The 14259-nt window shown below is 64.6% G+C and carries 14 protein-coding genes and 1 tRNA gene; 11 read left to right on the forward strand and 4 right to left on the reverse strand.

Annotated features, from left to right (window positions below; translation table 11 throughout):
* Nucleotides 1-29 precede the first annotated feature (29 nt).
* Nucleotides 30-842, forward strand: coding sequence for an undecaprenyl-diphosphate phosphatase (locus BGO82_RS18200; protein ID WP_291307043.1), 813 nt, complete (start codon nucleotides 30-32; stop codon nucleotides 840-842).
* 214 nt (nucleotides 843-1056) lie between these two features.
* Nucleotides 1057-2418 carry a hypothetical protein gene (locus tag BGO82_RS18205; protein ID WP_291307044.1) on the forward strand — a complete coding sequence of 454 codons (1362 nt, stop codon included), beginning with the start codon at nucleotides 1057-1059 and terminating at the stop codon, nucleotides 2416-2418.
* An 89-nt stretch (nucleotides 2419-2507) separates the two neighbouring features.
* Here BGO82_RS18205 and BGO82_RS18210 read toward each other — a convergent pair whose 3' ends face one another.
* Entirely contained in the window at nucleotides 2508-3512 is a 1005-nt protein-coding gene (locus tag BGO82_RS18210; RefSeq protein ID WP_291307045.1) for a hypothetical protein, read from the reverse strand.
* Nucleotides 3513-4026: 514 nt separating this feature from the next.
* Between BGO82_RS18210 and BGO82_RS18215 the strand changes: the two genes are divergently transcribed.
* Nucleotides 4027-5160, forward strand: coding sequence for a hypothetical protein (locus tag BGO82_RS18215; RefSeq protein ID WP_291307046.1), 1134 nt, complete (start codon nucleotides 4027-4029; stop codon nucleotides 5158-5160).
* A 28-nt stretch (nucleotides 5161-5188) separates the two neighbouring features.
* On the opposite strand, the gene BGO82_RS18220 is transcribed toward BGO82_RS18215, so the two are convergent.
* Entirely contained in the window at nucleotides 5189-6148 is a 960-nt protein-coding gene (locus tag BGO82_RS18220; protein ID WP_291307047.1) for a complex I NDUFA9 subunit family protein, read from the reverse strand.
* A 168-nt stretch (nucleotides 6149-6316) separates the two neighbouring features.
* On the opposite strand from BGO82_RS18220, the gene BGO82_RS18225 reads away from it, so the two are divergent.
* From BGO82_RS18225 to BGO82_RS18260, 8 genes are all read left to right on the forward strand, one after another.
* Nucleotides 6317-6401, forward strand: a tRNA-Leu gene (locus BGO82_RS18225).
* Nucleotides 6402-7889: 1488 nt separating this feature from the next.
* The gene (locus tag BGO82_RS18230; RefSeq protein WP_291307048.1) at nucleotides 7890-8504 is read left to right on the forward strand and encodes a ribonuclease H-like domain-containing protein; all 615 of its coding nucleotides are present in this window, start codon (nucleotides 7890-7892) and stop codon (nucleotides 8502-8504) included.
* Entirely contained in the window at nucleotides 8504-9196 is a 693-nt protein-coding gene (locus BGO82_RS18235; protein ID WP_291307049.1) for a hypothetical protein, read from the forward strand. The genes BGO82_RS18230 and BGO82_RS18235 overlap by 1 nt, the downstream gene beginning before the upstream one ends.
* Nucleotides 9193-9669, forward strand: a complete 477-nt coding sequence (locus tag BGO82_RS18240) for an LptA/OstA family protein (protein WP_291307050.1) — start codon at nucleotides 9193-9195, stop codon at nucleotides 9667-9669. The genes BGO82_RS18235 and BGO82_RS18240 overlap by 4 nt, the downstream gene beginning before the upstream one ends.
* Nucleotides 9666-10421 (forward strand): LPS export ABC transporter ATP-binding protein, encoded by a 756-nt coding sequence (gene lptB, locus BGO82_RS18245; protein WP_291307051.1) that lies wholly within the window; start codon nucleotides 9666-9668, stop codon nucleotides 10419-10421. Before BGO82_RS18240 ends, lptB begins: the two co-directional genes overlap by 4 nt.
* 196 nt (nucleotides 10422-10617) lie before the next feature.
* Nucleotides 10618-12105, forward strand: coding sequence for an RNA polymerase factor sigma-54 (gene rpoN, locus BGO82_RS18250; protein WP_291307052.1), 1488 nt, complete (start codon nucleotides 10618-10620; stop codon nucleotides 12103-12105).
* Nucleotides 12106-12290: 185 nt separating this feature from the next.
* Nucleotides 12291-12857, forward strand: coding sequence for an HPF/RaiA family ribosome-associated protein (locus tag BGO82_RS18255; RefSeq protein ID WP_291307053.1), 567 nt, complete (start codon nucleotides 12291-12293; stop codon nucleotides 12855-12857).
* 87 nt (nucleotides 12858-12944) lie between these two features.
* Nucleotides 12945-13418 carry a PTS sugar transporter subunit IIA gene (locus BGO82_RS18260; protein ID WP_291307054.1) on the forward strand — a complete coding sequence of 158 codons (474 nt, stop codon included), beginning with the start codon at nucleotides 12945-12947 and terminating at the stop codon, nucleotides 13416-13418.
* A gap of 66 nt (nucleotides 13419-13484) precedes the next feature.
* Here BGO82_RS18260 and BGO82_RS18265 read toward each other — a convergent pair whose 3' ends face one another.
* Both BGO82_RS18265 and BGO82_RS18270 read right to left on the reverse strand, forming a co-directional pair.
* Nucleotides 13485-13769 (reverse strand): DUF1150 family protein, encoded by a 285-nt coding sequence (locus BGO82_RS18265; RefSeq protein ID WP_291307055.1) that lies wholly within the window; start codon nucleotides 13767-13769, stop codon nucleotides 13485-13487.
* Between the two features lie 13 nt (nucleotides 13770-13782).
* Nucleotides 13783-14202 (reverse strand): Hsp20 family protein, encoded by a 420-nt coding sequence (locus tag BGO82_RS18270; RefSeq protein ID WP_291307056.1) that lies wholly within the window; start codon nucleotides 14200-14202, stop codon nucleotides 13783-13785.
* Nucleotides 14203-14259 lie beyond the last annotated feature (57 nt).

Genomic DNA, 14259 nt, shown 5'->3' on the forward strand with positions numbered 1-14259 from the left:
CCACGCGCCCGCGATGAGTAGGAGAACATATGAGCGTCGATCAAGGTCTTTTTGCGCCTGCGATTTTAGGCATTCTCGAGGGCCTGACCGAGTTCGTTCCCGTCTCCTCCACCGCGCACCTGCTGCTGGCCGCGCATTTCCTTGGCTTTCAGAGTCCCGGCCAGGTGTTCGAGGTGCTGATCCAGCTCGGCGCCATCCTCGCCATCGTCGTCGTCTATTTCGGCCGCATCCTGCTGATCCTGCGCGACGCCATCGCGCGCAAGCCCGGCGCCTGGCGCTTCATCCTCGGCATCGTGCTGGCGGCGCTGCCGGCGGCGCTGGTCGGTGCCCTCGCGCACGATTTCATCAAGGGCGTGCTGTTCGAGAGCCCCATCCTCATCTGCTCCATGCTGATCATCGGCGGCATCGTGCTGCTCTACGTCGATCAATTGAAGCTGACGCCGAAATACACCTCGATCTACGACTATCCGCCGCTGCTGTGTCTGTATATCGGGCTGTTCCAGGTGCTGTCGCTGGTGCCCGGCGTGTCGCGCTCCGGCTCCACCATCGTCGGCTCGCTGCTGCTCGGCACCGACAAGCGCTCCGCCGCCGAGTTCAGCTTTTTCGTCGCCATCCCGCTGATGATCGGCGCCTTCGGCCTCGATTTCTGGAAAAACCGCGCTTTGATCGGCACCGAGGCGGGGATTGACATCGCCATTGGCTTTGCCCTGGCGTTCATCTCCGCCTTCTTCGTCATCCGCTACGCGCTCGACTTCATTCAGCGCCACGGCTTCGCGCCGTTCGCCTACTGGCGGATTTTCATCGGCGCCATCGGCCTTTGGGGTGTCCTGCTGTTCAAGTAAGCCTCCGGGCGGTGGGCGAAGACGCTTCAAATCTTAAGAAACTCTTGCTGAAAACTGCGCCGATGCCGGTTGGCGTTGCTTAACTGTCACACCAAGACGCCGGATTTATTCACAGCTTATTTCGGTATGCTGGGCGTCTCGACAATTTGTCGAAAACGCGGCATTTTGCAGTCAATTAACCATAATTCCGATTCTCGCTTTCGAGGGGCATGAGATGAAGTTCTGGGCACTGAGCGCCGCGCTGCTCCCCGCCCTCCTGGGGTCGACCGCCGTCATGGCGCAGGATGATACCCATCCGTTCTTTGGCCTCGGGGCGAATGGCGGCGTCGCCGTCCTGAAGCTGCCCGCGGGCCAGAATGGTGTGCTGACGCAGGGGGACGTGCAGGGCGCTGGTTCCGACCCGCTGATGATAGGTGGAACGTTCGGGTTCAACGGCGTCATCGGCATTGGCAAGATCGGTGACTATGACGCCTTCATGGGCGCAAACCTGTTCGCGACCTACGCCAATGGTAGCAGTACTCGGACGCAGAACTTTTCGGGCGTGGGCCTGGTCGCCATTCCCGGTATTTCGACCCCGGCCAACGCTTCGATCGATCTGACGACGTCGCGAGCCGCCGGCGCCGTGGCGTCGGTCAACGTGGTCGACAACAACCCCGAGGGCGGCAACGCCACTAATGGCTTTACCCAAACGACTCCGGCGCCCGGCAATCAGCAGAGCGCATCGCAGGTGACCGCCGCCGGAACTGGCAACAGCTTTGTCTGGGGCGCCGCAAACACGCAGGTTTCTGCCGGCGGCGTCGCCAAGGCTCTTGCAGTGGGGGCCGCGGCCGACACATCCGGCAGCTTGCTGCTGGCGGTGGGCGACCTCGATGGGCTGTCGATCGCGACGAGCGTTCAGAACTCCATCCTCTATACCGGGATGGACGTTACCTTCGGTGCGTCGGGTGTGGTCAATGATCGCACGGTGGCGCAGGCCTATGTTGGTCCCAGCTATCGGTTCATCGATCAGTGGAACAAGACGAACTATTCGCTCTCGGTCGACCTGCCCGAAGTCGCTGGCACCACTGTTGTACATCCGCTTTACACGCTGGATCGCAATGCCAACGTAACGTCGAACTATATCGGCGCCGTGATTGGCGGCAGTTTGGCCAGCAAGGTCAACGACACTGTATCCGTGGCGTTCGCGGCCGAGGGTTCGCTGTACTACATGCACGCAGCGCTCAGTGGTTCGGACTCAGTGACGATCGCTGGAGGCTCCGGCGTTGCCGGCTTGCCGTACGGGCCGCAGACGGTAACCTACGGACCCGGTGCATCGGCGTTCAACAATGGCATCGCTTACGCGATCCGAGGCCAGGCCTCGACCACCGTCAATCTCAATCCGAACCTGGATCTGACGCTGGCGGCTTCGGTCGACTACCTGTCGAAAGTGGCGCGCCCGAATGGTGGCGCCAACGTCACCTACACCGCGAATGCAACCGATGCCAATGCGAACTGGTCGTCGTCAGGTTCGCCTCTGCTGTCGTTTGGCGACATGTGGGCGTTTACCTTGACAGGTGGTGTCAGCGGACACTTCTAAAACTTTGCAGCACGATAACAAAGGGCGCCTCTGGGGCGCCCTTTGCTTTTGGAATACGGAAGAGTGGGGCGCGACGCGCCCCACCATTGTTAGTGGCTGCTCTGCACCGAGACGAAGGTGTTGCCGGCTCCCACCTGGCCGACGGCCGACCAGTTGGTGCCGTTGCCGCTCTGATCGACGACGGCAGTATTGCCGGCACCAGCCTGGAACGTCTGCGACGTGTTGTTCTTGTCGCTCTGGCTGGTCACCGAGACGTTGCCGACGCCACCCTGAACAGTCGTGGCGTCGCTGTTGCCACCGTTCTGCGTCGTGCGCGAGAAGTTGCCGAGCCCTGCCTGCAGCGTCGTCGAGTCGTTCGGCGAGCTCTGGTTATGGTTCTGGTCCGTCACCGAGATGTTGCCGGCGCCGAGCTGGCCGGTGAACTGGTCGTTCCCGCCCTTCTGCGAAACGTACGAGCCGTTACCGAAACCCACCTGAACCGTGTCGGAATCGTTGTTGCCCTTGGTACCGCCACCGCCACTGGTATCTTGCGACACGCTCGACTCATTGAAAGCCCCAAGCTGCCACTGGGTCGCGGTGTTGTTCTTGCCGTCACGCGCCTTCTGGTCGTTCGTGGCCTCATTAAGCAGTCCGGCCTGAACCACGAGCGAGCCGTTGAACGAGCCCTTGCCCTTGGCGTTCTGATAGTTCTCCGCGCTGTTGGCAATGCCGATCTGGCCGACGCCGCTCAGATTGACACCTTTGTCCTCGGCCTTCTGACGGTTCTTCGCATAGTTGCCGAGCCCGAGCTGGCCAATGGCAGCGGCATTGACACCCTTGCCCTTGGCGTCCTGACCGGGCTTTTCATACCAATCGCAATTCGGCTTAGGATGGCTATTCCTCTGCACACAGACACCATTGTCGATGGTGTTGCCCAGGCCTGCCTGACCCGCGAGCAGCACATTCGCACCCTCGCTGCTATTGGCGTGATCGTGCTGCACGCTGACAGCGGTATTGTATCCAAGCTGCCCGCCCAAAGTAAGATTGAAAGCAAACGCCGGCGAGGCGGCGCTCAGCGCAACGATCGCAGTCGTTGCAAGAAGAATACGGCGCATGTGAAGTCCTCCGTGAAGTGTTTCGCTTCCGGGGGGCAGTCGCACCCCGTGAAGACAGCAAAAAACATCACTGTGGAAAACTGCGCAAAGACACTGGCATCGTAAGCCCAGGTATAGCAGCATGGTTAACCATCTGTTTACCAATATTAATTTGGGCTATTTGCTCTAGTGTGGCGTGTAATACGCTCTACGACAGTAGAGACGTTTTCACATCCGGCCGTATGTTTTGGCGGCGTCGATAGCGCAACGGTACCAACCGCTTGGTGCATATGCTCTAGGTGCCGGCCAGCGCGGGCGCGGGTCAAAACCCCCACGCCTCCGGCCTTTCGCCGCCTCCCGAGCGCGGGCGCGGTAACCATGACATAGTATATGAATTGCTAACGCACGACGCCGGTGCTTAGTACAGCCCGTCGCAGGCGCAATAGAACGACTTCGCTGCGTCTGCACTCCCTCCCCGGTCCGGCGCGGGGCGCACAGGGATAATCCGGTCCAGGACGGCCCGGGAGGATCCCACATGGGATATTCGCAGAACAGCCTTACCAGCTACATCTACGAGATGGCGCTCGGCCGCTCTAGCTGGGACAGCATTCTAGACGTGCTGAGCGCGGCCTTCCCCAATTCGCTGATCTTCGTCACCGGCCACGATCTCGTGCGGCACACCAGCCTGGTCTTTGCCCAGCGCGGCCTGTCGCCGGCCGCGGTGCAGACCTACCTGTCGACATACGCCGACCAGAATCCCTGGCTCGACGGGCAGGCCGAGCTGGCCCCGTTCCAGATCTATCACGACGACCAGCTGCTGCCGCGCGACGAAGCCGCGAAAACGACATTCTACCGCGACTGGCTGTCACGCCAGGGCGATTACGCCGCGGCCACCGGCGTGGTGGTGCTGCGCGAAGGCGCGCGGCAGATGGCCATCGAAATCCGCTATTCGCCCAAGGACCTCGAGCGGCGCGAGCGTGCCGCCGCGGCACTGGGAGAGGCCGCCTATCATTTCGGCCGCGCCTTCGAGATCCTGCGCCGCTCGCGCTTCTCCATCGGCCCGGGCTATCTCGACAACGTGCTCGAGGATCTGCCCTTTGCCATGCTACTGGTCGATGCCGGCATGCACATCCACTATGCCAACCTCAACGCCGACACCATGCGGCACAGCCCCGCGAGCCCCTTCCTCGGGCTCGACGGCACGCTGCGGGCGGCCGACGAGGCCGGCGACGCCGAGCTGCGCAATCTGGTCGGCAAGATCGCCACCTCCAAGCGCGCCTCGACCACCGTGCTGCGGCTCAACCGCCCAGGCTCCGACGAATCCTACCTGGTGGTGGCGCGTCTCGCCTATCGCGGCCCGCAGAACTACCAGCTGCACGACGCCATCCTCGATCCCGGCCCGCTGGTGACGCTGATCGTGCACGGCACGCTCGATGCCGCCAGCCTGCCGCTCGATCTGCTCTGGCGCGCCTTCGGCCTCACCGAGGCGGAAGCGCAGCTCGCCGAGGCGCTGGTCAAGGGCGCCACGCTGGCCGATTTCGCGCAGGAGCGCGAGGTGTCCAAGCAGACCCTGCGCAACCAGCTCGTCGGCGTCATGCGCAAAACCGGCACCCGCCGCCAGTCCGAGCTGGTGTCGCTGCTCACTCGCCTGTCGCTGACCTGCCTCTAGCCTTCAACAGCGGTTGCTCGACGGAGCGTCAGGCCGTCTGCCGGTCAAACTGGCCGTTGGGCGAAAACCGCCACAGATAGCTGGGCAGCACTGCATCGAGCGGCACCGGCACGATGCCGAAGCTCGCAAGGGTCCGCCGCTCGGCGGTGGCCGCGTGCGACACCACATTATCGAGGCCGAGCAGCCGCACCCTGTCGCTGGTCAGGAGCGGCTTCGGCATCAGCCCCATCGGGATGGCGAGCAGCGTGCCCACGCCGGCCGGCAGCGGCAGGATCGGGTTGCGGCGGTTGGTGTAGTGCAGCACCCGCTCGGTCAGCTCGCGATTGCTCACGATCTCGGGCCCGCCCAGCTCGTAGATCGTGCCCGGCTTCGCCTTGCCCATCGCCGCCGCGGCCACCGCCTCGGCCACGTCGCCGACATAGACCGGCTGGAACCTGGTCTTGCCGCCGAACAGCGGCATCACCGGCAGCATGCGGGCGATGTGGCCCAGCGTGTTGAAGAAATCGTCGCCCACCCCGAAGATCACCGACGGACGGAAAATGATGGCGTCGGGAAAGTGCGCCCGCACCTCCGCCTCGCCCATGGCGCGCGAGCGGGCGAACAGGCTCGGCGAATTGGCATCGGCGCCCAGCGCCGACATATGCACCAGCGTCGTGACGCCGGCCGCCTTCGCCGCCGCCGCCACGTTGCGCGCGCCCGTCACGTTGACGGCGCGGAAACGCTGCTTGCCCTTTTCGATGCCGATCGCGGCGAGGTTGATGACGATCGCCGCGCCGCGCACCGCCGCCGCCACCGAGTCCTTGTTGCGCACATTGGCCTGGATCGGCACCACCTGCCCGACGCTGCCGAACATCCGCACCGGTCCGGCGAGGTCGGGCCGGCGCACCGCCACGCGGATGCGATATCCGGCGCGCGCCAGAAGCTGCGCCACCTGCGTGCCGACAAAGCCCGAGCCGCCGAAAATCGTGACCAGTTCGGGGTGATCCATCAGGCGGCTCCGTGGGCGCGAAAACAGGGTGTCCGCTTCTATCGCGAAGCCGCGCGGACTGTCGAGACGGCTCGGCGCCACGCCAGGGCCGGCAAAACCGTCCGGCGCGGCGCGTTTGCCGATTGACAGCCGCAGGGCGCTCCCCTAGGTGAACGGCGCCCATCGGTTGCCCCGGTGGCGGAATTGGTAGACGCGCACGGTTCAGGTCCGTGTGACGCAAGTCGTGGAAGTTCGAGTCTTCTCCGGGGCACCAGGCACTCCCTCCTCGTTTCAGCAGCAACGCCCCGCTTCGCGGGCCTCTCGCGCCGTGAGAACCCCAGTACGTGGGCCTCTCCGGCTCATCGGCGGCATCGTGTTATGGTGCACGGTGGTGCACTGGGGTGCCCGCTGGTGCGGGGTAGAAGTATCCGTGCAAGTGTCCGTGCAGGACCGCCTACTGGTCTTCTGAAGAGACCTTGTTCGAGCCCGTTGCCTCGGCCGATGCCGCTCTTGCGGCGACCTCCTCGGCACTCTTCCGTATCGCTTCGCGCTGAGCCTTCGACAGGGTCCGTCCAAATGGGTTCAGCCTGTCCCAGAGTATAGCGCGACGAATATGGTCGCTTCGGTCCTGCTTCGTGGGAGTAGGCCCTTTTCCAGTCCACGCGGCATCCATACCCTTGGAGAAGGGGTCCTCAGGGTGCTGTGCAGAAAAGTCCCTGTTCGAAGCCGCGGATTCAACGGTCATAATGACGATGTAGCCGACGAAGAAGCCCACGGGGATCAGGATAATCAACAACGTCGTAAGCACGTGTCTTACCTTCTGCCGGCGATGCGCATCGCAGCCATAACTAGCACTGAGGGGTGATGGTCTGGCAAGCTGGGGTAGATGATGTCGGTCTGAGGCCCTGCCGTGAGGGTCTCAATCAGCCTGACGACGTTCGGCTCGTCGGGGACACGACATCCGTCGGGGATCAACACGTCCTCGGGGTCAATGACGTAGTGGCCGGAATGGGTGGGATACATGGAACGCCTCCTGCTGGAAGAAGGCATTCGAAATAGACCCTCGGGCGGAGCCTATGCAAATGGGTCATAATGCCAACCCGCAACGGTGGTTAACGGCCGCCGGAGGCGCTCTCCGAAGTCCAAAGCTCCGTGCGGAGCACCGTGCCGTTCGACGCTGACAGCCCCTAAGGCCCAGGAACAGCGTGACTGAGGCCGGTTTCCCGGAGCCTCTCCGGGGCACCACTCTCCAGCGATTGTCGGATCGGCGGCGCCCCGAAGGGGCCGCTCAGCGCGCCGGGTAGTCCGGCAGCGCCCTGAGACTGGGGTGGAGGCCGGTGCGTCGTGCTTTGTCGCGCGGGTGCTCGGTTGGCTCGGGCGCGGCGGACTCGGTTTCGGCGCGGCGCTCGGCGCCTGGTTGCGATCGTTCGGGTTGGCTCATGCTCATCTGGCACGTCCTTTCGTCGGGGGCAGGGCGGGCGCCCTGCATTTGCGGCGGAAAATGGTGTGGGCGACCGGTGCTGTAAACCCGGACAGGGGCATATGAGGCATGCTCCCTGCGGGCAGGCGCGGGCCCGAAAAAGCGATGCTTTCCACAATCGATGCTGACATGACGCCGGACGCGATGATCGGCTTGCGGCGCCGTTTCCGCCCGGTTTACTTGCGTCTCCGCCGATGCCGACGGAAACACCGCGGCGTCTCGGCCTTTCCAATGCCAAGATGCTGTGGCAAACCAGCCCGATATTTCGATTTGGGGGCGTTGATGACCACACGACTGCACCGGGGCGACCTGCCGGATTTGTCCCGTTACGGCAAGGAAGTGGCCATCGACACCGAAACCATGGGGCTCGATCCGCGCCGCGACCGGCTGTGCGTGGTGCAGCTCTCGCCCGGCGACGGCAGCGCCGACGTGGTGCAGATTCCGGCCGACCTCACCCAGGCACCCAATCTCGTGTCGCTGCTGACCGATCCGGCCCGCACCAAGATCTTCCACTATGCCCGCTTCGACATGGCCGTGCTCAAGCACCGCTTCGGCGTCGTCACCGGCCCGGTCTGGTGCACCAAGATCGCCAGCAAGCTCGCCCGCACCTACACCGACCGCCACGGCCTCAAGGACCTGGCCCGCGAGCTGCTCAACATCGATATGAACAAGCAGCAGCAAAGCTCGGATTGGGGCGCCGACAAGATTTCCGACGCGCAGATGGACTACGCCGCCTCCGACGTCCTTTATCTGCACGACATCAAGCGCCACCTCGACCGCATGCTTCGGCGCGAGGGGCGGCTGGAGCTGGCCGAAACCTGCTTTCGTTTCCTGCCCACGCGGATCGAGCTCGATCTCCTGGGCTGGGACGAAGAGGACATCTTCGCCCACTCCTGATGCTTGTGGCGCGCACCCAGACCTTCGATCAACGTGCCGCCATCCTTGGCCGGCTGCTGTGGCGCAACCGGCTGGTCGGCGTGCTGCGCCTCGCCGTGCCGGCGCTCGGCGTCGCCGCCTTCCTGGTGCTGATGGGGCAGATGTGGCTCACCGGCCTTGCCCGCCAGTACGGGGTCTCCGGCATCCGCATCGACCGCGGCCAATTGGTCGTCGAAACGCCCCAATATTCTGAGACGGGAGACGATGGCTCGCGCTACCTGGTGACTGCCGAATCCGCGCGCACGCCGCTCGACAACCCCAACAGCATCGAGATGACCAGCCCAGATCTGCTTTTCGAACGTCCCGGCGAGTCCGCCCTGCACGCTACTGCCGACAGCGCCACGGTCGATACCGGCCGGCACGTCGTCACCGTGCCGGGCGTCACCCATGTGCGCAGCGCCGACGGGCTGTTCGGCACGCTCACCTCGGTGCACTCCGACATGAAGGCGCAGATCACCGTCGCTGATGGGCCGGTCGACCTCACCTTCGCCGACGGCACGCATCTGGTTGCGGCCAACATGCATTTCGATGGTCCTGCCGACGTCTGGAGCTTCGAGCGCGCCACGCTGACCGTGCCCAACCTGCCGCACGCTGCGCCAAGCTGGAACAACGTTTTCCTGCTGTTCGCCGAGCCGGAGGTGCTGCCGCAATGAAGCGCCTCGCTCTTGCCGTACTGCTGGCTCTCGCCGCCTCCGCGGCGCATGCGGCGACGGCTGGCCTCGGCGGCGCCGATCCCATCAAGATCACCGGCGATACCTTCGTCATAAACGACGCCGAGCATACCGCCACCTTCACCGGCAAGGTGGTGGTGCTGCGCACCAAGCTCACCGTCTGGGCCGCCAAGGTGGTGGTCGATTACGGCGAGGGTGGCCCCAGCGACATCAAGAGCTTCGTCGCCTCGGGCAATGTCCGCATCAAGACGCCCGACCAGGACGCCACCGGCCAGCGGGCCGTGTACGATCCCAAGACCCAGCTTCTTCACTTGACCGGCAACGTCATCGTCGTCAACGCCAGCGGCACCGTCGGTAGCCCCGAGCTGGTGGTCAACATGCTGACCAACACCTCCACTTTCTCGGCCGCCAAGGGCAGCGGCGGCCGCGTCACCGGCGTGTTCACGCCCAAATGAGCGACGAGCGCGAAGGGCGGATCGACCAGAGCGGCTGGCTCGTCGCGCACGGCCTCGCCAAGAGCTTCGGCAAGAAGACCGTGGTCCACGACGTGTCGATCGCGGTGCGCCGCGGCGAGGCGGTCGGCCTGCTCGGCCCCAACGGCGCCGGCAAGACCACCGTGTTCACCATCATCATGGGGCTCATCAAGCCCGACAAGGGCGAGGTTCGGCTCGATGGCCACGCCATCACCCGCCTGCCGCTGTTCCAGCGCGGCCTGCTCGGCATCGGCTACCTGCCGCAGGAGCCCTCGATTTTCCGCGGGTTGAGCGTCAGGAACAACATTCTGGCCGTGCTCGAATCGCATATCCGCTCACGCCGCGAACGGCAGGCGCGGTTAGACGCGCTGCTCGAGGAATTCGGCATTGCGCACCTTGCCAATGTCAGCGCCCTGGCGCTTTCGGGCGGCGAGCGGCGCCGCACCGAGATCGCCCGCGCCGTCGCCGGCGATCCGGTGTTCATGCTGCTCGATGAGCCCTTCGCCGGCGTCGATCCCATCGCCGTCAGCGAGGTCAAGGCGCTGGTCCGCCAACTCACCCGGCGTGGCATCGGCGTGCTCATCACCGATCACTCGGTGCGCGAGACCCTGTCGCTGGTTGATCGCGCCTACCTCATCCACGATGGCCGCGTGATGATCCAGGGTAAGCCCGAGGTGATCACCAGCGATCCGGAAGCGCGCCGCGTGTATCTGGGCGATAGCTTCGAGGTGTGAGGGGGTGAGTGGTGAATGGTAGAGGGCGGATGGTCTTGCGGCGGCGCAGGATCGGGCCACTGCCTTCCATTCACCATTCACCATTCACCGTATTGGCACGGTTCTTGCCCTCGCCCTTGTCCTCGCGCCCCGAATAGGCCATGGTCCGCTCGCGTCGCGCTCCCCGCGGCGGCTGAAAGACACGGGAATACGCTCCATGGCGCTGTCGCCTCGGCTCGAGGTCCGGCAATCGCAGTCGCTGACATTGACGCCGCAGCTCATGCAGTCGATCCGGCTGCTGCAGCTCAGCCATCTCGAGCTCAGCGCCTTCGTCGACGCCGAGCTGCTGCGCAACCCGCTGCTCGAGCGCGAGGACGGCACCGAGCCGGTGGAGACGCCAGAGCCGGCGCCCGAGATCACCGCCCATGATGACGCGGTCGATGCCGGCGAGCGCATTCAGGACGCCGACGGCATCGCCCAGAGCTTCGACACCGAGGTCGACAACGTCTTTCCCGAACAGCGCAGCGAGGACCGGCTCGAGTCCGGCTGGAGCGGCGGCAGCCTGTCCGATCCCGGCGAGGCCGCCGACATCGACCAGTACGTCGCCGCCCGGCCGACGCTGGCCGACCACCTCAACACCCAGATCGGCCTGCTGCTCGACGATCCGGTCGAGCGGCTGATCGCGCGTTTTCTCGCCGACGGCCTCAACGAGGCGGGCTATCTGACGCTCGACCTCGACACCGTCTCCCAGCAGCTCGGCGCCCCGCTCGCAGCCGTCGAGGCCGTGCTCGCCAGGCTGCAGACGCTCGATCCGCCCGGCCTGTTTGCCCGCTCGGTGCCCGAATGCCTCGCCATCCAGTTGCGCGAGCGCGACCGGCTCGATCCGCTGATGCAGCGCCTGCTCGACCATCTCGAGCTGATCGCCAGTCATGATCTCGCGGCGCTGGCCCGCGCCGTCGGTGCCGACCGCGACGATCTCGCCGACATGCTGGCCGAATTGCGCGCCCTCGACCCCAAGCCCGGTCGCGCCTTCGAACGCGGCCCGGTGGAGGCGGTGGTACCCGACGTCTTCGTGCGCGAAGGGCCGGCCGGCTGGATCGTCGAGCTCAACTCCGACATCCTGCCGCGCGTCCTCGTCAACCGCACCTACTACGCCACCGTCACCGGCAAGACTCGCGACAGCGCCGAAAAGGCCTTCCTCGTCGATTGCCTGCAGACCGCCAACTGGTTGGCCAAGAGCCTCGACCAGCGGGCCCAGACCATCCTCAAGGTGGCGACCGAAATCGTGCGCCAGCAGGATGCGTTTCTCAATCGCGGCATCGCCTTCCTCCGGCCGATGACGCTGAAGCTCGTCGCAGACGCCATCGACATGCACGAATCGACGGTGAGCCGCGTCACCTCCAACAAATACATCGCGACCCCGCGCGGCCTGTTCGAGATGAAGTATTTCTTCACCACCGCGCTCGCGTCCTCGACCGGCGACGCCGACCATTCGGCCGAAGCGGTGCGTCATCGCATCCGTCAGCTCATCGATGCCGAATCGCCCGCAGACATCCTCAGCGACGACACCATCGCCGACATGTTGCACAAGGAGCAGGGCATCGAGGTCGCCCGCCGCACCGTGGCCAAATACCGCGAGGGCATGAACATCCCGTCCTCGGTGATCCGCCGGCGGCAGAAGCGCGCTTTGGTCGCGGCGCGCTAGCGGTGCGTGCCTGCACCTTTCGTACTGAAAATCAACAGCGAATTCCGCCGAACCGAGGGGGTCGGTGCGGCAACCGCCGCTCCCTTTGCGCATTGCCCCCTGAGCGGCCCCGGGTCTAGTCTCGGGGCACGCGGCTGGCGTTCCGCGTCGGCCGACGGAGGACCAATCACCCCAAGAGGAGTTCCATGACCCTACGCGTCTCAGGCAAGAACATGGATGTGGGCGATGCGCTCAGGACCAGGGCTGAGGGCCATTTCGACGGCGTCGTGAAGAAATACTTTGACGGGGGCTACACCGGCCACCTGACCCTGGAGCCCGAAGGGTCGGGCTTCAACGCGATCTGCATGGTGCATCTCGATTCGGGCGCCGTGCTGCAGGCCAGCGCCTATGGCGGCGATGCCATCTCCGCCTATGAGATCCTCACCGAAACCATCGAAAAGCGCCTGCGCCGCTACAACCGCAAGCTCAAGCAGCATCGCCATCCAGCCAATGGTGACGACACCGCGCAAAGCTATGTGCTTCAGGCGCCGGACGATTCCGACGAATTGGCGGAAGACTACTCTCCGCCGGTGATTGCCGAGACCACCAGGAACCTCAGGCAGATGAGCGTCGAGGAAGCAGTAATGGAACTCGATCTTACACAGGCCGATATTGTGATGTTCCGCCATGCTGGACATGGGGGACTGAATGTGGTCTATCGCCGCGCCGACGGCAATATTGGCTGGATCGATCCTGCCCTCAGGGCCAACTAGAGCGTTCCCAGTGCGTAGCGGTTTCCCGGTTTGAAGATCGCGACAATCCAACCTCCGGCGCCGGAAAAGAATTAGGGTTCGATACGAATGGAACTGGCTGACATCCTCTCCGAGGAGTCCGTGCTTGTCTGCACGGGCATTACCAGCAAGCGCGACGTTCTTCTCAAGCTTGCCGACAAGGTCGCGGCGCTGACCGGGCAGCCGGCCGGCGACGTGTTCGAGGCGCTCAACGATCGCGAATCGCTCGGCTCGACCGGGCTGGGCAACGGCATCGCCGTGCCGCACGGCAAGTTCGCCCCGCTCAAGGGCAAGGGCGTGCTCGCCGTGTTCATGAAGCTTGAAACCCCGGTGGATTTCGAGGCCGTGGACGACCAGCCCGTCGACATCGTGATGATGCTGCTCGCCCCCATGGGCTCGGGCGCCGACCATCTCAAGGCCCTGGCCCGCGTTGCCCGCGTGCTGCGCACCGACAGCGTCGCGGAAGCGCTGCGCCGCACCAGCGACCCGCACAAGCTCTACGCTATCCTCACCCAGCCGCTGGAAGCCACCAAGGCGGCGTGAGGCTTGTGGCCAGGTGCTGCTCCCATCGCGGGGAGCAGCGCGCCAGTCACTGCACCGCAGTGGCTCTCAATGCAGCGCCACGATGCCGAAATTCTTGTCGCTGAGCCACTCTTCCACCGCCTCGATGCTGTCGGCGACGAGCAGCGGCGAACCATCGGCCGACACCACGAGCTGGAAGTCGGCGTCGTCGTCCGAAACCTCCATGTCGTCGGGCGGCATGATCTCGTTGAGCTTGCCGCCCTTGATCGAGCGGACATAGACAACCGCATTGCCGCCCAGCGCCATGAATTGCGCCGGCGTCAGGTGCCGCAACGGGTTGTCGAAACTGGTCTGTTCTGGTCTGTCTTGCATGATGTTCCCCTTCCTAGGCAGAACGTATGTCGATGCGCCGGGCGGGCTTTTCGATCCTGGGCCGCAGCACCGAGATGACCAGCATGCCGTGTTGCAGCACGGCATCCTTCACCTCAACGCCGTCAGCCAGCAGGAAGCTCCGTTGAAACTGCCGCGCGGCAATGCCGCGATGCAGGAACTGGCGCGTTGGATCGTCCTGCTGCTTGCCGCGAACCACGAGCTGGCTCTCGTCCCACACGATCTCGAGGTCGTTGAGCGCAAACCCCGCCACCGCGATCGAGATCACATAGCGTTCGCTGCCGTCGGCATCGACGCTGCGCTCGATATTGTAGGGCGGGTAGCCGTCCGCGGCCCGGCTGAGCCGGTCTATCCGTTCCTCATAGGCATCGAAGCCCAACAGGAACGGCGCCGAAAACAACGAGACACGGGACATCGATCCGTCCTTCGACAAGCAACGTTGCCCTCCGGCCCAGATTTCAGCGGCACCGGC

Origin of the sequence: Devosia sp. 67-54, from assembly GCF_001899075.1 — a bacterium.
GTDB lineage: Bacteria > Pseudomonadota > Alphaproteobacteria > Rhizobiales > Devosiaceae > Devosia_A.